The 19873-nt window shown below is 34.7% G+C and carries 18 protein-coding genes; 10 read left to right on the forward strand and 8 right to left on the reverse strand.

Going from position 1 to position 19873, the window contains the following annotated elements; genetic code table 11:
• Nucleotides 1-72 precede the first annotated feature (72 nt).
• Nucleotides 73-423 carry a hypothetical protein gene (locus ITJ86_RS04375; RefSeq protein WP_195870391.1) on the forward strand — a complete coding sequence of 117 codons (351 nt, stop codon included), beginning with the start codon at nucleotides 73-75 and terminating at the stop codon, nucleotides 421-423.
• 43 nt (nucleotides 424-466) lie between these two features.
• On the opposite strand, the gene ITJ86_RS04380 is transcribed toward ITJ86_RS04375, so the two are convergent.
• Complete coding sequence (locus ITJ86_RS04380) at nucleotides 467-1213, reverse strand: hypothetical protein (RefSeq protein ID WP_195870392.1); 747 nt, start codon at nucleotides 1211-1213, stop codon at nucleotides 467-469.
• 515 nt (nucleotides 1214-1728) lie between these two features.
• On the opposite strand from ITJ86_RS04380, the gene ITJ86_RS04385 reads away from it, so the two are divergent.
• The 6 genes from ITJ86_RS04385 (at nucleotide 1729) to ITJ86_RS04410 (ending at nucleotide 7923) form a co-directional block, all read left to right on the forward strand.
• Nucleotides 1729-2394 (forward strand): succinate dehydrogenase cytochrome b subunit, encoded by a 666-nt coding sequence (locus ITJ86_RS04385; RefSeq protein ID WP_195870393.1) that lies wholly within the window; start codon nucleotides 1729-1731, stop codon nucleotides 2392-2394.
• A 3-nt stretch (nucleotides 2395-2397) separates the two neighbouring features.
• Nucleotides 2398-4320 carry a fumarate reductase/succinate dehydrogenase flavoprotein subunit gene (locus tag ITJ86_RS04390; protein ID WP_195870394.1) on the forward strand — a complete coding sequence of 641 codons (1923 nt, stop codon included), beginning with the start codon at nucleotides 2398-2400 and terminating at the stop codon, nucleotides 4318-4320.
• 6 nt (nucleotides 4321-4326) lie between these two features.
• Complete coding sequence (locus tag ITJ86_RS04395) at nucleotides 4327-5073, forward strand: succinate dehydrogenase/fumarate reductase iron-sulfur subunit (protein WP_195870395.1); 747 nt, start codon at nucleotides 4327-4329, stop codon at nucleotides 5071-5073.
• A gap of 493 nt (nucleotides 5074-5566) precedes the next feature.
• The gene (locus ITJ86_RS04400; RefSeq protein WP_195870396.1) at nucleotides 5567-6076 is read left to right on the forward strand and encodes an outer membrane protein; all 510 of its coding nucleotides are present in this window, start codon (nucleotides 5567-5569) and stop codon (nucleotides 6074-6076) included.
• 13 nt (nucleotides 6077-6089) lie between these two features.
• Complete coding sequence (locus ITJ86_RS04405; protein WP_195870397.1) at nucleotides 6090-6713, forward strand: hypothetical protein; 624 nt, start codon at nucleotides 6090-6092, stop codon at nucleotides 6711-6713.
• A 313-nt stretch (nucleotides 6714-7026) separates the two neighbouring features.
• Nucleotides 7027-7923, forward strand: a complete 897-nt coding sequence (locus ITJ86_RS04410) for a 3-hydroxyacyl-CoA dehydrogenase (RefSeq protein WP_195870398.1) — start codon at nucleotides 7027-7029, stop codon at nucleotides 7921-7923.
• Between the two features lie 149 nt (nucleotides 7924-8072).
• Here the strand turns inward: ITJ86_RS04410 and ITJ86_RS04415 are convergent, their stop codons facing one another.
• From ITJ86_RS04415 to ITJ86_RS04440, 6 genes are all read right to left on the reverse strand, one after another.
• On the reverse strand, nucleotides 8073-8840 hold the full coding sequence (locus ITJ86_RS04415) for a patatin-like phospholipase family protein (RefSeq protein ID WP_195870399.1): 768 nt from the start codon (nucleotides 8838-8840) through the stop codon (nucleotides 8073-8075).
• 345 nt (nucleotides 8841-9185) lie between these two features.
• A complete protein-coding gene (locus ITJ86_RS04420; RefSeq protein WP_195870400.1) occupies nucleotides 9186-9887 on the reverse strand; it encodes a fibronectin type III domain-containing protein in 702 nt (233 codons plus the stop codon).
• A 176-nt stretch (nucleotides 9888-10063) separates the two neighbouring features.
• The gene (locus tag ITJ86_RS04425) at nucleotides 10064-11278 is read right to left on the reverse strand and encodes a hypothetical protein (protein WP_195870401.1); all 1215 of its coding nucleotides are present in this window, start codon (nucleotides 11276-11278) and stop codon (nucleotides 10064-10066) included.
• A gap of 94 nt (nucleotides 11279-11372) precedes the next feature.
• On the reverse strand, nucleotides 11373-11900 hold the full coding sequence (locus ITJ86_RS04430) for an outer membrane protein (RefSeq protein WP_195870402.1): 528 nt from the start codon (nucleotides 11898-11900) through the stop codon (nucleotides 11373-11375).
• Between the two features lie 56 nt (nucleotides 11901-11956).
• On the reverse strand, nucleotides 11957-12160 hold the full coding sequence (locus tag ITJ86_RS04435; RefSeq protein ID WP_195870403.1) for a T9SS type A sorting domain-containing protein: 204 nt from the start codon (nucleotides 12158-12160) through the stop codon (nucleotides 11957-11959).
• Between the two features lie 24 nt (nucleotides 12161-12184).
• Entirely contained in the window at nucleotides 12185-12568 is a 384-nt protein-coding gene (locus ITJ86_RS04440; protein WP_230080217.1) for a DUF4870 domain-containing protein, read from the reverse strand.
• Between the two features lie 256 nt (nucleotides 12569-12824).
• On the opposite strand from ITJ86_RS04440, the gene ITJ86_RS04445 reads away from it, so the two are divergent.
• From ITJ86_RS04445 to ITJ86_RS17515, 3 genes are all read left to right on the forward strand, one after another.
• Nucleotides 12825-13547 (forward strand): LytR/AlgR family response regulator transcription factor, encoded by a 723-nt coding sequence (locus tag ITJ86_RS04445; protein WP_195870404.1) that lies wholly within the window; start codon nucleotides 12825-12827, stop codon nucleotides 13545-13547.
• 5 nt (nucleotides 13548-13552) lie between these two features.
• Nucleotides 13553-15025 carry a sensor histidine kinase gene (locus ITJ86_RS04450; RefSeq protein WP_394370110.1) on the forward strand — a complete coding sequence of 491 codons (1473 nt, stop codon included), beginning with the start codon at nucleotides 13553-13555 and terminating at the stop codon, nucleotides 15023-15025.
• 339 nt (nucleotides 15026-15364) lie between these two features.
• A complete protein-coding gene (locus ITJ86_RS17515) occupies nucleotides 15365-17329 on the forward strand; it encodes a histidine kinase (protein WP_195870406.1) in 1965 nt (654 codons plus the stop codon).
• Nucleotides 17330-17504: 175 nt separating this feature from the next.
• Here the strand turns inward: ITJ86_RS17515 and ITJ86_RS04460 are convergent, their stop codons facing one another.
• A complete protein-coding gene (locus tag ITJ86_RS04460) occupies nucleotides 17505-19466 on the reverse strand; it encodes a thiol-activated cytolysin family protein (protein ID WP_195870407.1) in 1962 nt (653 codons plus the stop codon).
• Nucleotides 19467-19873 lie beyond the last annotated feature (407 nt).

The raw sequence follows: 19873 nt of genomic DNA on the forward strand, positions 1-19873 counted from the left end.
CTACGATTTGGCCAGTCGTCAATTTGTGGAAGCCATCAAAGAGATAGATAAAACCATGAAACACCTAAATAAATGAACACATTTCCAAACCTTAACAGAACAATAGTTTTAATTGAAGGAAAGCAACCATTTTACGATTGGATAAACTCAGTATTTCCATCCGACGAGCCACTAAAGCCAGAAGACACAGTAGAGCACAATAGCTACCTCTTAGAGTCAGAATTATATTTCGAAGAACCAAAAGAAGCATTACAAGACTACTGGAAAGACATTTTCGAAAACGAACTATTCGATATGTGTACAGATCCTAATGATTGGCCAAAAATCAGCTGGTCACTTTTCAATAAATATTTCCAATGTCATTTTAGCAGCATCGTTCATGATTTGGGCAAAGATTCCCTAAAACAAGAAACCTTTATATAACTTATCCCTAATCCCTAATTCCTAATTCCTAATTCCTAATCCCTCATACCTCACACCCCAAAACACAACATCCAATCCCACCATTCAACCCATAAACCTCACCATCCACCACCTCACAAAAACGGAGTCCCAAAATCGCAATCCCAGTATACTCCGTTGAGATCATGGTATCAGGGACAAGTGTAAATGAAGCAGAAGCCGTTCCAACCTCCAATAATTGAGTAGGTGAAACCGAAAGGGTTGACGATAAACCATCAAAATCAAAGTCCAAAACTCCTAACGTAACACCAATATGTGTTGCTGATTTAGGAGACTTAAAGACACCAAAATTAAAATCACTAACAGTGAATTGCTGTGAACTCCAGTCAAAAGTAGCACGATCAGACAACGCATCTAAGAGTTGATGCCGAGGTGTAAACACAAACCGCGACAATAAACGCTTGCCCTTTGCAGTCTGTAAACCATGTGTTACCCGACGTTGACCACGTTCAGAAACACCATCTAAAGCTTTAATACCTAAAAATAATTGCATCAATCTAGTGTGCAATGCCCGACCTTTAATGTCTGATAAAAATGGAGATAAAGCCAATCGAAATGCTTTTTTCACCTGACTGCAATGTCCAAATTCACTAGCATTCTCGCGTACACGTTGCATATTGGGCTGCGTTCGTATCGCGTTGCCATTAAAGCCACCACCAGCTTTACGAGCATAGCCAACACCCTTAACAACATAAAAATTAACAGCACCCAAAGTACCTGTTATTTTAAATAAACCTTTCTGCCGCGCCATAATACTACTAAAGTAGTCATTATTAGTCAAGTACGCAATAGGTATAGCGTATCTATAGCGTATTAAACCCGTGTTATATCCGTATATAGTTCGTGTATGCCCTATGGAATCCCCAACTCAAATAGGAGTCATCAAAGTAGCATTCCATTATTAGTTGGGTAAAAACGAAGCTTGTACCGCTAGGCCCAAAATATGGGTAATGAAAAGATGGTAACAGTTGGTCTTGTGCCGTGAGGTACAATATATAGGTAGATCTGTGCCGTTAGGTACAATATACGGGTAGCATAATAGGGGTAGCAAATCGGGTTATTCCAGCGTGCCTTTAGGTACGCCATGTGAAACGCTAAAGCCACAATATAGGCCTTAGGCTTTAAGGTGAATTCAGAATCTCTTTAAGGAAATATTATAACAGCCAAACAAGGAATTAAAAGGCATAATTCCCCCATTATTACCCTCGTTTTTATTATCTTAGACGTCCAGAGCAAAGCCATAGAAACATCATCAAAAATCGAAACATGTGGTACCTTAAAAATGCATTAACCCGAAAGAATTTAATGGCATTAACAGGCCTGTTTCTTTCTTTTTTCCTCATCATTCATTTAGTAGGGAACCTTCAACTCTTACTCCCTGAAGCCGAAGCACAATTACAATACAATTGGTACAGCCGTTTATTGGCAGATAATATCTTTATTAAGATCATCGCGATGGTGCTTTACCTCTGTATATTGTTACATACCATAGATGCCATTTACCTCACCATAAAAAGCAAAAAAGCCCAAGGTGCTGGCTATGCTAAAGATAAAAGAGGACGCGCCAGCAAATGGTATGCACGAAATATGATGTTCTTAGGAAGCATTGTCTTCCTCTTTTTAGTGATTCACTTTAAAGACTTTTGGTACCAATTTAAATTCGGGGAAATGCCCTTAGATGCCAACGGCAACAAAGACTTATACACGTTGGTGGTGGAAGCCTTTGACCAATTATGGTATGTAATATTGTATGTTATTGCCATCATTGCACTGGGTTACCATCTGTTGCATGGTGTCTTTAGTGCACACAGAACCTTAGGACTTTACCATCCTTTATATTCCAAAATTGTAAAGTACTTAGGAATCATTTACACGGTGATTATGACCATAGGTTACATTATCATTCCCATTTTTATTTATTTAAATCGCTAAACCATGGAACACGTTTTAAAATCCGAAATACCAGAAGGACCACTTAGCGAAAAGTGGAGTAACTATAAGAAATACGCCAAATTGGTAAGTCCAAATAACCGAAAAAAGCTCGAAGTTATTGTCGTTGGCACAGGTTTAGCAGGCGCTTCTGCAGCGGCTTCACTTGCAGAAATGGGATATAATGTGAAGAGCTTCTGCTTTCAAGATTCCCCTAGACGAGCACATTCCGTTGCAGCACAAGGTGGCGTTAATGCTGCAAAAAATTATAAAAACGATGGTGACAGTGTATATCGTATGTTTTATGATACGTTGAAAGGCGGTGATTTTCGCTCTCGCGAAGCTAATACCTATCGACTAGCAGAGTGTTCAGCTAATTTAATAGACCAAGCTACAGCACAAGGCGTCCCTTTTGCAAGGGAATACGGAGGCTATCTCAGAAACCGTTCTTTTGGTGGTGTACAAGTATCCCGAACATTTTACGCACGTGGGCAAACCGGACAACAATTATTATTAGGCTCTTATCAGGCTTTAATGCGGCAAGTCAACACCGGAAAAGTAAACTTATACGCCAGACACGAAATGCTAGATTTAGTACTTATTGATGGTAAAGCAAAAGGCATCATCGCCAGAAATTTAGATACTGGAAAGATAGAACGTCATGGAGCGCATGCCGTAGTGTTGGCTACAGGTGGTTTTGGAAAAATATATTACTTATCCACGTTAGCCATGGGTTGTAATGCTTCTGCTATTTGGCGCGCCCATAAAAAAGGAGCCTTTATGGCGAATCCAAGCTGGACACAAATTCACCCAACATGCCTACCACAAAGTGGTGCTTACCAATCGAAATTAACCTTAATGTCAGAATCCCTTCGGAATGATGGTAGAATCTGGGTACCAAAAGATAAAACCGACACTCGAAAAGCAAACGACATTCCTGAAGCGGATCGCGACTATTATTTAGAACGCAAATATCCTGCCTTTGGAAACCTCGCACCGCGTGATATCGCTTCGCGTTCTGCTAAAGAACAAATTGATTTAGGTAAAGGCGTTGGACCTTTAAAAAACGCCGTATATCTCGATTTTTCTAGAGCGATAAAAGAATATGGAAAGGATATTATTGCCGAACGTTACGGCAACTTATTCAAAATGTATAAAAAAATAACAGGAATTGATGCCTATTTAGAACCGATGAAAATTTCACCAGCAGCCCACTTTTCTATGGGTGGCCTCTGGGTCGATTATGAATTGATGACCACCATTCCCGGACTCTTTGCCATAGGCGAAGCTAATTTTTCAGACCATGGAGCCAATCGATTAGGCGCGAATTCCTTATTACAAGCCTGTGTGGATGGCTATTTTGTGCTGCCTTATACATTACAAAATTTCTTAGCAGACGAAATTAAAAATCCAAAAACAGACATCAATCATCCTGAGTTTGAAAAAGCTGAAGCAGCAGTAATAAAACAGATGGAAGGGTTTCTAAGCACCAAAGGTACTAGAACAGCGGAAGAATTCAATAAGTTATTAGGAGCTGAATTGTATGATAAATGTGGTTTGTCTCGGTCTAAAGCGGGCTTAGAACAAGCCATAAAAAATATTCAGAAATTACGAGAAGCATTTAAAACCGATTTAATTGTGCCAGGTAAGACTTCGGAAGTGAATAGTGAATTAGAAAAATCAGGACGTGTAGCAGATTATTTAGAATTAGCCGAACTCATGTGTGTGGATGCTTTACAACGCGAAGAATCCTGTGGTGCACATTTTAGAACAGAACACCAAACGGAAGAAGGTGAAGCCAAACGAGACGATACTAATTTTTGTTATTCCTCGGCTTGGGAGTGGAACCAGAATCCTTCAACCCCAATACTGAATAAAGAAAAGTTGACTTTTGAAACAGTTCAACCTTCCGTTAGAAGCTATAAATAAAAGAGAATGAAACTACACTTAAAAATATGGCGGCAAAAAGATAGCCAAAGCAAAGGGGAATTTAAGGCATATACCTTAGAGGATGTAGACCAAGAATTGTCTTTTTTAGAAATGTTAGATACCTTAAACTTAAAATTGGTTAAAAAGGGAGACTACCCTGTAGAATTTGACCATGATTGTCGCGAAGGTATTTGTGGACAATGCGGTATGATGATTAACGGAATTGCCCATGGTCCTATAAAAAACCTGACTACTTGCCAACTTCATATGCGTTCCTTTAAGGATGGTGATACCATTTATATTGAACCGTTTAGAGCTGCTGCCTTTCCTATTGTAAGAGATTTAAAAGTAAACCGTTCGTCTTTAGATCATATTATCACTTCAGGGGGTTATGTGTCCGTAGATACAGGTCAGGCACCAGAAGCAAACAGCATTCCTATAGCTCATGAAGTCGCTGAAGCAGCCTTTGATGCTGCCGCTTGTATTGGTTGTGGCGCTTGTGTGGCAAGTTGTAAAAATGCAAGTGCAGCCTTGTTTACCAGTGCTAAAATTACCCAATTAGAATTGTTACCACAAGGACAAACAGAAACTAGTAAGCGTGTGGTTGCCATAGTAAATCAAATGGAAGAAGAAGGCTTTGGACATTGTACCAATACTGAAGCTTGCCAAGTGGAATGCCCCGAAGATATTTCGGTTTTAAATATCCCACGTATGAATTATGAATACAATAAGGCGAAAATTTTAAATAAATAGTAAAGGAAATTAGAATGAATCTTAATTTTAGACAAGGAAGCCCTTTGCCTTTTTTATATCTAAAAAATCATCACTCACCAAATTATATTACCGGTAGGCATTAACGTTTTACGTTTGTATACACTGTGTAGAAACCAAAACATCTTCACTAAAGTTGGTAATATTCTATTCTAAACCGATAATGGACTTAGGGTTGTTGTCTGTAACAATCACATTCAATATAGGTGTTTATATTTTAATTGCTTAGGCATTGTATTGAGAGGTGTATTCCATTCGAATTGTAGAAAAATACATAGTATATCCAAAATACGACTATTAGTACACTATTTTAAGTCATTTATACAAAGGTTCTTTATAGGTACAGTTATAAATTAGATATTTGAACGTAAAACAAATATTAATTGGCGTTTATTATGAGTCTAAAAATTAGTTGTTTAACTGTATGTTAGTTCATGTTTATCGCTGTAAATCTTTTTAATTAAACTTTAAAATTATGACTTTAAAATCACTTTGTTTAGGAGTGTTTATTGCGGTTCTCGCTCCATTCGTTTCTAATGCACAAGACCAAACAAAACTCGGCGGATACTTAGCTTATGGTACTGAGATAGAGAATATTGGTATAGGTGTCAATGCAGAATTTCCTATTGCCGACCAATTAACTATAGCACCAAGCTTTACCTATTTTTTACCTAAAGATGAATTTGGAGTAAAAGTTAATTGGTTTGAACTAAACGGAAATGTCAATTATTACTTTGTAGACTCATCAAACATTAGTGTTTATGGTCTAGGCGGACTTAACTACTCAAGTGTTAAGGTGTCTTACGATGACGCTGTTGGATTTGGTGGTGATTTTTCGGCTTCTGATGGTCGCTTTGGGCTTAATTTAGGAGGAGGTGCTAACTTCGAAATTGGTAGTAATATCTTGCCATTTGCAGAGCTAAAGTATGTTATAATTGATGGCGGTCAACTAGTTATTGCTGCTGGTGTAAAATTTAATATTTAAAAAAAAAAAACCTATGATGAAAGTAAAAAATAATGTATTAAAAGTCCTATTTATAAGCCTAATGTTTTCGTTTGCAGCTTGTAGTAGTGATGATGATAATCCAAATGATGATAATGGTGGAACAATTGGAGGCAACCACACCTATGATATAGAGTTGGTGGGTGCTTCTGAAACTATTGAGCTTTCGGCATCTATACCTAACCCTCCTCAAGAAGGTGAAGAGGACGCTTTTAGTGTGTCGGCAGTATATGGATCAAATCCTGATGATAGTGATGGTGATGATAATATGGTGATATCGATGTCGATATTTAATAATGCCTCATCGGAAATGATTTATGGTTTGTTTAATTTAGGTGATAACCGACAGGCATTGTATCCTTTTGCTCACCCTGATGATAACGACGACGATAATGAGACAGGATTAGCTATAAGACCTGCCGGGTTGTCAACAGTATATGAATCTATTTCTGGTACTTTAAATTTTTCAAATGTTAAATTGTCAGGCACTACAATTGCTACTGGTGTATCTAGTTTTACACTCAATTTTTCAGGTGATTTTATAGATGAAGATGATAATATCTATCAAGGCTCTGGTACAATTGTTATCAGTCCTTTAGAAGGTCTTAATTATAATTAATCGTTTAAAGATTTGAAATAAGTAATTATAATACTAAAAGTTTCAAACCAATATAAAATCAATTAAAAATACTGAGTTAGTAATATTTTTTTTTTGAAAACTAAATATGAAATGGATACGTTCATTTCTTGTATAAAATTGCCCTTATCTAACCTATTAGATTAGGGCATTTTTTTTTGGGTAACTGACTTAAGTCATAACGCAACATTGTTGAGAGTCCTATTTTTGTGTCATCTATTGATATAATAACTCAAGAAATAGACATCGAAATCTATTTTCCGTAGAATCGAAATACACTAAAAACGATAAAAAAATGACCTATAAAAATGTAACCATAGCAGGAAGTGGGGTTTTAGGATATCAAATTGCATTTCAAACTGCATTTCATGGATTTAACGTCACCGTTTATGATATTAATGATGCTGTTTTAGGTAAAGCAAAAGCAAAATTCAGTAGCCTTGGTGAAGCATTTAAAAGAGACCTAAATGCAACTCAGCAACAATTAGATAAAACATTTCAAAACTTAAGTTACACATCAAATTTGCTAGAGGCAGTTAAAGATGCCGATTTACTTATCGAAGCTGTACCAGAAAATCCAGAAATTAAAATAGATTTTTATACCAAGCTAGCAAAAGTAGCACCTGATAAAACGGTTTTTGTAACCAATTCTTCAACACTATTGCCAAGTCATTTTGCAGAAGCCACAGGGAGACCTTCTAAATTTCTAGCGTTACACTTCGCGAATTCAATTTGGATTCATAATACAGCAGAAATTATGGGACACAACGGAACGGACCCTAAAGTTTTTGATGCTGTAGTTGACTTTGCAAAAGCGATTGGTATGCTCGCATTACCTTTACATAAAGAGCAACCTGGCTATATTCTAAACTCTTTATTGGTGCCATTGTTAAGTGCTGCTACAAGTTTATTGGTAAATGAAGTTGCTAAGCCAGAAACCATTGACAAAACTTGGATGAAAGCTACAGGAGCACCCGTTGGCCCATTTGGTATACTAGACATTGTAGGTATAACCACAGCATATAATATTGATAAAATAGCGGCAGAAAAAACGAAGGACGACTTAAAAATAAAAACCGTAGCCTACTTAAAAGAAAATTTTATTGATAAAAATAAATTAGGAGTTGCAACCAATGAGGGCTTTTATAACTATCCAAACCCAGCGTATAAGGATGTTGATTTTTTAAAATAATTTAAACTTGAGTTCAACTTATGATTTAATGTTTAGACCCCTAAAAAAAAAAGGCTATAATTCAGTTGAAATTATGAGGACATAAACCGTTTTAATACAGGAAATGTTCAAAGGTTTACTTTGAAAATAATAAGAGTGATTATCCTATTTTACGATATGAATAATTCTTTGTTTTTCTCAAGGGCAGATTGTGTTGCTGTATAGCCCAAGTTAAAAATGGCGTCCATATTATTCATTCCAAAAGTGCTGTAATTTACCAATTCTTGAGGATTGATAACTAAATCACAATTTGGAAATTTAGTTGAGGATTCTGCCGCCACTTTTATTTTATATGCACGTTCTATTACTGAGTAAGAATGTTTCAAATCTTTCATACTCACCGTTTTTAATGGGTTTACACAGACACCAATAATTTTATCGCATGTGTTTAATAATGGTTCTACCGGAAAATTATTTAGGGTACCTCCATCTACGTAAAACTTCCCGTTTATTTCAGTAGGTGTAAAAACACCAGGAAAAGAAGCGGATGCTATAATAGGTTTAATGAGTTGCCCTTTGCTAAAAATTTTTGATGTGCCATCAACGATATTTGCAGCAGTAATAAATAAGGGTTTTTTTAAAGCATCAAAACTATCCTCTGGCAAATAGGATTTAAGATCGTTATAGAAGTTGTCGGAATTTAAAAATCCGGGTTTTTTTCGAGCAAATCGTTTGGTATGAAAAAGCGGTGTTGTTTTAAAGAACGTCAATATTTCCGGCCATGGTACACCAGCGGCGTATAAAGCACCTACAATAGCCCCTGCACTTGCTCCAGCAATATGAGTGGGAAAAATACCGTGTTCTTCTAAAGCTTTAATCACTCCAATATGAGCGGCTCCTCGTGCACCACCACCCGAAAGTACTAATCCTATATTCATGTTACAAAGGTACAAGCTTACTAATAAATGTATAATGATTTTTATAATTATTAGTGTCCGACTAAAAATAATTAAGCTACTAAAGCCTTATTTAAATTTCTGGTTTCAAGAGTTTTGAGGCATAAGGCCAAACTACTGGAAAATTCAATTTAAAGCAGAAAAATTTTAATTTTAATAAAGCTTGCCACCAGTGTGTTAGAATTAGGTCTTGGTTCTTTTGTCTAACAGCAAAGCGGTCTTATGTCATTTATGTTTACAGAAAACGAGTTAGCATAAATAGAAATAAAGACTGTTGAATTAAAAAAGGCCATCCCAAATTTATAATTGAAACGGCCTCATTTTTTATTATGCCTTAATAAATGTTAATATTGTTCCATCAATATTTACTACCAGTTCGGTAGATGAAATGGACTGAATATCCCAAATGGTCGTAGTGCCATTTAGTGTCACTTCAAACTGAAACCTATCAATTACTTGGTAGGTACCATTTTCACTATTCATTAGCACACAATTTCCATTAGTATCTTCGTCATAGTTAGTTACTTGAAAGAATAGGTCTTCTGTGAAATTGATAAAGGCATTTTTTTTACATTCTGAGAATGGCGGTGCTCCAGCCTGACTTTCAAAATACCATTCTCCTATTAAGATCTCTCCAGTAGTCAGCTCTCTAGTTGTAAATGAATCGATGTTACTTTGGGTTGTATTTCCATTAGCATCTTTTGCTATAACGGTCCAGTAATATGTGGTTTCTGGTTGTAAATCCGTTTGTATGTTATAAGTAGTTGTATTCAAGTTATTAGCAATTTCCATTTGGGGTGGATTTTGAGTATCCAAATAAACTTGGTAACTAATTGCATCGCCTTCTGGATCTGTTGAGGCTTCCCAAGATAATTGAAGTTGTAAATCGGCAGCATTAGCCACATCCACAACATTAAAGTTGTTTGGGGCCTTGTTAGTTATGTTATCATCATCGCTGCTGCAGCTTGAAACTAACCCTATAAGCATTAATATAAGTAGGGTTCTTGATATATTTTGATATGTTTTCATTTTATATAATTTATTTATTGAATATTTTTAATTTTAAAAGTGAGCTAGAAGAACACCTTTATGATTTATGCACTCGTATTTTTTTGTATCAAAAAGGTGTTTTAAGCATGGTTTATTACCTGTTTTTGACTATTTTCATTAGGTATAAAACAAACCACTTTAAATGTGCTATTTAATTAGTTGGAGCACATATAATCACCACTTACATTTTCTAGCGTGTTGTTGTTTTCGGTAAGGTTTGGATTTGTAGGGTCATAGCGGTTATATAGAGCACAAGCACCAATATCCTTGAATGTTGTGTTTGTAACTGTTAAAACGGGATCTACCCACATTTCAATGGCACCGCCAGCTCCTGCACCACCTGCATATTCAATTAAAACGTTATCAAATTTATTTAAAACAGATGAAGAACGTTGAATAGAAAGTGTTTTCCAAGCACCTGGTGCTTTTGTTACACCTGTAAAGGTGATTGGGTTCGTTGGAGTTCCTACTGCAATTAATGCGCTACCCTCATTAAAAAGTTTATCTAATTCAAGTCCTTTGCTGTCTTCAAATTCCAAAATAACACCTGGCTCTAAAGTTAATTGTGCGCCATTTTTTATTACTATATCATCAGCAGTTCGGTATGGTACGCTTAATGTTTTCCATGTTTGAGTGGTTGTTATTGATCCATCTTGACCTGCACTTAAACGAATGACATCAATTGTATTTCCTGTAAAATCGCCTCCAGAAATATCACTAACAATATTGGTATCCGCATATAAGGGTATATTACAGTTGTTTATTATTGTATTATTAATTTCTACATCATAGTCAAATGCTGTGGCAGCAATACCATTATTTGAACTATTTTTAATGGTTACATTATTTAGTCTGAAATACGTGTCTCTAGTTAATATTAGGCTCGCCGGTTCACTATTACTGGTTAAGCCACCATCGCCAGCGTACTCCATAGTCACATAATCAAAACGGTTGCTTAAACTTTCACTAGAAACCATGATACCTTTCCATGCCCCTTTTGCTTTTGATCTACCCGAAAAAGAAATAGGATTGCTTTGAGAGCCTATCGCATTTATAGAACCACTTTCCGTAACTTTCATACCAGCGGCATCAGAAAACTCTATCACCACACCTGGTTCAATTTTTAAGTCTATTGAGACGGACATAACGCAATCTATAATGTAATCCACATCGTTATTTATATTTTCTAATACCAGAATAGCATCTGCATTATTGGTTTGAAAAGAATTACACTCTAATAAAACAGTAGGATTATTACCTTGAGGCGGCTCTTCAGTTAAGGGGCCATCGTCACTGCTACAACTGGTAAAAGCGAAGCCAATTAATAGTAAAAGCATTAAAGGTTTTAATGTATTTTTTAGATTTTTCATTTTTATTGTTTTTGATTAAATGTTTAATTGATATTGAAAGTTTTTTATTTTTTAGAATTCATTGTTATTCCAATAAAAAACATGCTGTGTTATTTTAAAGATTAAACCTTACTCCAGCTGCGAGCACAAGCTGTCCTCCGTCTATAATGACGTATTTGAGCTCTGCAAACGGCGTAATATTTCCATTGAGTTTAAGGTTGGCTCCACCACCAAGGTTGAGGCCAATTCTGCCATCGCTTCCGCTGGCGTTGCCACCAAATCCGCCGAAGGCATTAGTGTCAAATTTTACGTTGACATTGGTATAGTTTAAACCACCAAGACCATAGACATCAAACTGTTCATCTTGAATAAAATAGTAATTGACATTGGCATTAAACTCAAACCATGTCACCTTTACCGGACCTTCTTCTTTAGGCAGGTAATAAATAAAACTTGGTGAAATACTGATTTTATCGGCAATACCAAATTCTGCATTGGCACCAATACCAATGTTTTCAATTTCGGTACCATAAGCAAGCATACCTCCAATATTGGTATCTATGTCTTGGGCATTTGTGGTATTTGAAAAGAGGCAGGTCAGCACTAGGCTTAACGTGATAATAAATAGTTTTTGAGTTTTCATATTATTAATTTTAAGATTTGGTTAAGTATGTTGATTTTTAATTAGCGAAAAGAATGTTAATATAGGTGGCATGAATTCTTAACTACCCGTTTGATCATAGTTTGGTTATCACCTGTAGTGATTTTTACAAAATATATTTCGGCTGCAAATTGAGATAGATTGATTTCGGATTGTGCACCCCAACGTTTTAAAGATTGACCAGTGATAGAAAAGAGATTGATTTTTTGAATGTGTTTTGTTGTATCGTAGTTCTTTAACATGATTTTTTAAGGATTGCGTTGTTATTAATTATTCTTAAACCATTCTTCATATTTCGCTCCGAGAAAAGGTACTGGTTTTTGTTTTCCATTAATAGCATTGAGAAGCCCTACAACCCATAAATAAAGCATTATAAACATTCCCAAGAAGCTGACGATCCATCCTAAAATGGGGATCATTCCAACCACACCTAAGGCTAATCCGGTAAGGCCTAAACCCAAAGATTGTTTGATGTGATAACTAGGAAAAGCGTGCTTTTTATCATTGTTCATTACAAAAGCGATAATCAGACCTATTAAAGTGATGTAGGAGATGACTGCAATATTTTTTTCTTCACTGCTAAGGGATTCATTCATATCATTTGAAGTTTCTACAGAATGTGTTTGGGGTGTGTCTATGTTTGTGTCCATAATTGTTTTAAAAGCAAATGTTCATATATATGGCTGATATTCAAAGATGAATTGTGTCAATGGGGCTAAGAACTTTATAACCTACATGATTTTGAATGTAATTGGAAATACCGACTATTGGTCTAATTTGTACGATTACCAAACATCCGCGGATTTAAGCTAAATACAGTGTGTTTTATGCAAGCCATACAATTATATTTAGGTTCCTCTATTTTTTTAGTAACTTAGAAAACCATCCATTAAAAAATTCATCGAAATGATAAAAATAATTCTTGTTGACGACGAACCTAAGGCTATAAAAAGTTTAGAATGGGAGATTGCTAATTTTTGCCAAGGCGTGGAGGTTATGGCGACCTTTACAAAACCAAACGAAGCTATTGCTTATTTACAGAAGAATAATCCAGATTGTGTTTTTCTAGATGTAGAAATGCCAGAAATGGATGGATTTAAATTTTTAGATTACTTTAAAAATAGAACCTTTCGTGTGGTTTTTATAACGGCTTATAACCAGTATGCCATTAAGGCTATTAAAGAGAATGCTATGGATTATTTATTGAAGCCCATAGACTCTGATGATTTGGTATTAACGATTGAAAAGATCAAGGCTGATAAATTAAATACGCGTACTTATGACGCTCTGGAAGAACGCTTGAGTGCAAACACCAAAAAAAGAATTGCCATTCCTACAGAAGGCAAGTTAATTTTTGTAAATACAGAAAATATTCTTTATTGCAATAGTGATGGCAACTACTGCAAAATCCATATGGTAGATAAAAAACCTTTGTTTGTTTCCAAAAAATTAAAAGAAATTGTGTCCATTTTACCTGATGATGATTTTTTTCGGGTCCACAATAGCTATGTTATTAATCTAAAAAAGGTTAATGAATACTTAAAAACAGATGGCTATGTTATTTTAGACAATCATAAAAAAATTCCGGTTTCACGAAGTAGAAAATTAGCTTTTTTGGATAAAATATAATACGAATGGAGTTTGTACCCTCACTTTTCTTTTGGCAATTTACGGTATCCGCCTTAGCCATCCTTGGTGTAATGAGTCTAATTATTGGCTATAACTCAAAGGAGAAAAGTTTTTTGTTATATACAATCTACACATTTTTCTTATTATTTTATTTTATACTCATAAGTCCTTATGATATTGAATGGCGAGATCAACTTCTCGCTACACGCTTCAAATCGCTACGTTGGTACACCCAAGTGATTTATAATTGTTCTTATTTTCTGTTTTTCCTTTACTTTTTAGATGTTAAAAAGTACCTCTACGCATTTTACATATTTATCAGAAAAGTTGTTGGTATCGCCTTCTTAGCAGGTACCTCTATTTTTGTTTACGCTATGGTTACCAATAACTCTAGTTTATTTGATAATTTTTATATCTATGTGTTTGTGCCCATTCTGTTTTTATTTGCGATTTATGCGCTGTTTAGAGCCTGTTCTATTCCAGGTAAATTGAAATATTTTTTTATTATGGGCGGAGGATTTTTTATCGTTTTAGCAATGATCGCGCTTTTCTTCCCAATTATGGGATGGGAGCTTTTTGCTATTAATCCCTTTACGTTTTTCTATATAGGCATTTTTGTTGAGCAATTTGTGTTCGCTCTTGGTTTGGCCTATAAGGTTAAGGAAATCAATTTTACATTACTCCAAAAATCCATAGAAAACGAACAAATCAAAGAAGAGCAAAATAAAATTCTCGAAGAAAAATTAAAAGAAAAAGAAATTGAAAATATTAGCGTGATGGCTAAAGCGGAAGAAGAACGCGTTTCACGTTTAAAGTCTAAATTTGAAAATGAGATTCATCATCTGCATCTCACCTCTCTACAGAACCAAATGAATCCCCACTTTATTTTTAATGCACTTAACTCCATTAAGGTGTTTTTGATTGATAATGAAAAACAAAAAGCGGTTTATTTCCTTAACAAATTTTCAAAGCTTATTCGGAGTATTTTAGAAAGCAGTAACGTGGAAAAAATCAGTTTAGAAGAAGAATTGAGCATTCTGGCACTTTATGTCAGTATTGAGAATATTCGCTTTGAAGAAGACATAAATTTTACAATCAAAAATCCAGAAAATATAGACCTCCAAAGTATATGGCTTCCGTCAATGATTTTACAACCATTTGTAGAGAACGCTATATGGCACGGACTAATGTTGCGAAAAGGTAAAAAGCACATAGATCTAATTTTATCGCAATCAGAAAACGCCGTTATTTTACTAATTCGAGACAATGGTATTGGTCGTGAAGAATCAAAGCAAAACATTGTAAGAAAATCATTTGAAAAGAAGTCAATCGGGTTGAAGATAACCCAAGATCGACTTAATCATTTCAATCAAAAATATGGATGTAATTATTTCTTTAAAATCAATGACTTAGAAAATGAAAAAAACCTTGCCATTGGTACTGAAATTGAATTCGTATTCTGCTTTAAACAGCCATAAAACCAACTATTTAAATGAGATTTACCTATTGCTAAATACGTGATTTTTTATTGTTTCTTTTATTCTTTCCTAAAGAAGCGTTAATTTTAAAGATAATTTGGCTAAATTGAGAATTAGGCACTTTCAATTTAACTATAAAAACATAAGCTATTAAATGTTCTGCCTTTATTTATAAGAGATAAAACGAAGTATCAATTATTTCTTTATGCGTCCTAAACCTAAAACCATTTAATTTCCGAATTAATTTTGAACCTTTCCTCTTTTCTACATCTTGTTGAGCGTAAACAGTTAGAACTTATGTTAAGTACTCTGGTAGGTTTATTGCTACTAACATCTACTGTGAGTACAGCACAATCAATATCGAAACTCGATAGTATTAAATCATTGTACAATGAAACAACTAATGATTCGCTAAAAATAACCCTCGAAATTGAACTCTCAAGAGCACTCCATAAAAACCAGCATGACGAAGAGCAAGAATATGCTTATGCTAAAAGTGCTGTTGAACGCGCACTCCAATATAAAGACACGCTTTTATATGCTAGAGCTTTAGATAATCATGGACTTCTTTATCGGTTTCATCAACATTATGAAGAGGGATTGGGTTTGCACATTAAAGCTTTTGATCTTATAAAAAATAAAAATGTAAAACCTTATTATAAAATGAGGTTTTCAAATAATGCAGGAGTGGCTGCTAGATACCTTCAAAAGTATGCAATGTCTGTTTTGTATTTTATGAAGGCTCTAAAGATTGCGGATAAGGAGAACGACCTTAGGAATATTTCGATTTCTTGTAATGGCATAGGAAATGCGTTAATTAATATTTCTGGCCGTGAAGATGAAGCCTTACTTTATTTTGAACGTGCCTTGGAGACTGAAAAAACACGGGATAATTCTTTGGGAATGGCAATTAATTACCTTTCCATAAGTGATTACTACATTAGCAAGGAAAAATACAATACGGCTCGTAATTACTTAGATAAATTAGTCGTGCTCAATAAAAAAAGCGGGAATGATTTTGGTTTGGCCCTTACCTATCAATCAATGGGGTTAGCGTACCTAAAAGAATGTGAAGATTTAGGGAAATCAAAATCTTATTTTAATAATGCTCTTGGTCGTTTTAAAATCTTAAATGACAGGCATAGGCAATCAGATATATTGCTAAATCTAGCGAACATTGAGCTAAAATTAAACAATACTAAGCAAGCAGAAGGTTATTTTTTAGAATCACTAGCACTGGCCAAAGAACTTGGACAGAATGACCTTGCTAGTGCCAACTCTATGAGTCTATCTCAAATTTTTGAAAACAGGAACAATTACAAAAAATCGCTGTATTACTACAAACAATCTAAAGCCTTCGAAGATAGTATTAAGATTACTGATCAAAATATTAAAATTGAAGCACTTACAAGACAATACAACCTAGAGAAGAAAGAAAACCAAATCCAATTATTGGAAAAGGATAAAGCGCTGCGAATAACGGCAATGGAAAATCAAAAACAATTATCAGAACGGCGAAAGGTAACGTTGTTATTATTGATAGTTGCCTTTGTAATGTTGCTTATTGTTTTTTTACTGCAATATCGAAATTATCGTACCAAGAAAAAAACGACTGCACAAATTCAAAAAACCGAAAAGGAAATAATGAATGCTATTTACGAGCGTAATTTGGCCCAAGCGGAAATTTTGGTAACACGATTGCAAGTCAACCCTCATTTTTTATTTAATAGTCTTAATGCCATTATGTACCTCATTCAGAGTAAACAAAACCTGAGTGCTATAAAATACCTCAAGATTTTTAGCCGTTACACACGGATGGTGTTAGAAACCTCTACACAACATGTTATTTCGCTACAAGAAGAACTTAAATTATCTAGCTATTACTTAATGTTGGAAGAAAACCGTTTTGAAGAAGGGTTTATGTATGAAATAAAAGGTGACGACTGCCTAGAGGTTCAAGATGCGGTGATACCTCCCTTATTGTTGCAACCTTTTATAGAAAATGCGATTTGGCATGGTTTACTGCCTAGTACCTCAGATAACAAACTACTTCTTATAGAGATAGTTCCCGATTCAGAAAATTTACAAATAATTATTGAAGACAATGGGGTAGGAAGAAATAATAATGTAAAAAAGAGTATAAAAAAACCTCATAAAAGCATGGGTATGCAGATTATACAAGAGCGGGTAGAACTGTATAACCAAAGTTCCTCGGATAAAATAAATATTGAAATTGTTGATAAAACAGATAAAGACGGGCAGCCAGCAGGAACAAAAGTGATTATAAATTTATTGAGACATTAGATCTACTTTATTCTTTTAATTCAAAGTTAAAGGTCTTATCAATTTTGAATAAGACTTCACACCGTGTGATTTGACTTTTCGTAATTTTCTAATAAAAAAACAGCCATCAGGTTTTAAAATCTGATGGCTGTTTTAAGAAATAATTTATTGTTTTATTTATAGAAGTCTTATGACTTTAGTCTATGATTTCAAAACGCATCCAAACAAAGGCTTTTTGATTTAAATCTCCACCCTTGTTTCTAGCTCTAATAGCTCCTTCAAGAATATTATTACCAACTTTTCTCAGTGGCAGAGATACACCATCAAAATTGTAAAACTTCAAAGATTGATTTACTCCTCCATCAAAAAAAGAAGAAGTATTTGTATTATTTATATCTTTAATACCTTTCAGAATAGCGATGACATCATGGATGGCCACTGTGGTTTTTCTTGGGTCATAATTCATTACAACGTCTGAATTTGAATATTCCTTAACCCATGTATCAATTACAAACTCCGCTTGTTTATCATTGGCTTCTTCAGGAGTAATCTCAAACACAATAGAATTATTGATATTTGGATTTCGTCTCTTCGGTTTTTTTGATTCATTGACGTGAATTTGATTCCTAGAATTACCGCAGATTAACGCTGTTGAGCCTTCCCAATCTTTATTCATATCACCTGGGCGACAATTATTATTAAATTTATTAATAGTTGTTTGAATAGGAGCTTTCCAGTGACCACCATTAGCCCTATACCTTACGTGTTGCGTAATTCCAAAATCTCCTATTTTATCACTATCCCCTGAGGTGTCGCATTGAAGCTCTAAAAGAGTTACTTTTAGTTTCGTGTTTTTACTACTTGTGATACAGGTCTCAATCTCTTGTCGGTTTGTGCTGCTCATTCCTACAGGATCATTATTGAGGTTCTTCAACTTATAACTAATTGGGTAAGCCTCAGCTTCTGAAAACTTATGGCCTTCCATATACTTTTTTAAGGGTTTCCAATTCGCACTAGATCTATCAGCTGTTAAATCAGATATAGCGCTGTCTACTCTACCACCATAATAAAATGCTTTTACTTCAACATTTTCTGTTTGCGATATCTGATTGAGATTTGCTTCAATCTCAGCATTATGACCAAGATAGCTTGCAGAGGCGCTTGCGCTTACCCCTAATTCATTAAGACTAGTGTCGGTTATAAACATAAAATAGCCTTTCCTTCCATAACTAACCTGAGAAATATATACATAGTTACTAAGGTTAATGTCTGGGTTGTTTGGAAAAATATTTGTTGGATTCAATCCATCTACCTCAAGAGTAAAAAGTGTTTGCTGAAATTCAACGAGATAATAATGGTGCTCTTTTTCAGAGTTACTGGTCATTCCTAGTTGAACTGAAATATCAGCGAAAGAATTCGAATATCTTCCGTTAATCTTATAGTTAAGTTCATCTTTAGAACGAATTTCAGAATATGAGTACGTAATATTTGCAGCATGGAGTTGATCCCTGTCTGTGGATAGCAGATCAGAAATTGCCTGTGTAATTTGCGACTTACCTCTTGGATTTTCAACCACTGTGGATACCTTCTTAGCTGATGCTGCATTCGTTGCTATTGTAATTGGGCCACGATTATAGCGTTCCTCAATTTTTGCCGCACCATCGATAAAGGAAGGCACGTCTAAAATAATCCCTGGTTTCATCCAGTCTGGTGGTCCATTTGTTGTAAAATCTGAAAAATTTTGAGTATTTAATTTGGTATTTAAAGTAGTTGTAGAACAAAACTTACCATCTTTTTTAGTTTCTTTAGTTGTTGAAATGGTAGAATGATCACCTGTGTCAAAACCAGTTAAAGTAGTACGAAGTTTAAATCTTTTGGCTTGTTTAGCAAGACTTGCTGTATTAAAAACTTTACTAGGGTCTAGTTTACGTATTACAACCTTTGGTTTTTGCGAAATCTGGGTCATTACTTTGGGCGTGCTTGCGTTATTAACTTTTTTAGCCTTTTTTACCACAACGTTTCGGTTCTTTTGACTGCTTTTCTTTTCTACATTCTCATTCTTACTTATTTTCTGTTTTTTAGAAGTTTTTTGTGCATAAGACGGCATTGCCATAAGCAACAAGAATAGTGTTCCAACAAATAAAATTGCTTTTTTCATGTTAAATTGTTTTTTAGGTTCAAATTATATTTAGATGTTTTGTATCACTATTTAATTTTGCTTTGGGAGACTAGTATGGTTTTTTACTTTTTTCGGTATTTAAAAGACACACAGTGACAACAATTTTCTTTTAAACATGCTTATACATAGGTGTTTTTTAATGCAAGTCAAACCTATACTATTGGATTAGGTTTAACAAGAACTCTTTTATAAGTCGCAGATAGCATTGTATAATTGGTGTTTTTAAATGAGTTCTTGGTAATTCTCATTACTAAATAAACGAGTTCGTCTAGAATAATCAGAGCTAACGTTGTACCTAAGTCTTTTTATAGGTGTGTAAGAGACGCGTATATATCTGTTTAGGAGCTATATGTGATAATTAGTTGTTTACATTAATAGTACATATA

The organism is Winogradskyella marina (assembly GCF_015645385.1).
Lineage (GTDB): Bacteria > Bacteroidota > Bacteroidia > Flavobacteriales > Flavobacteriaceae > Winogradskyella > Winogradskyella marina.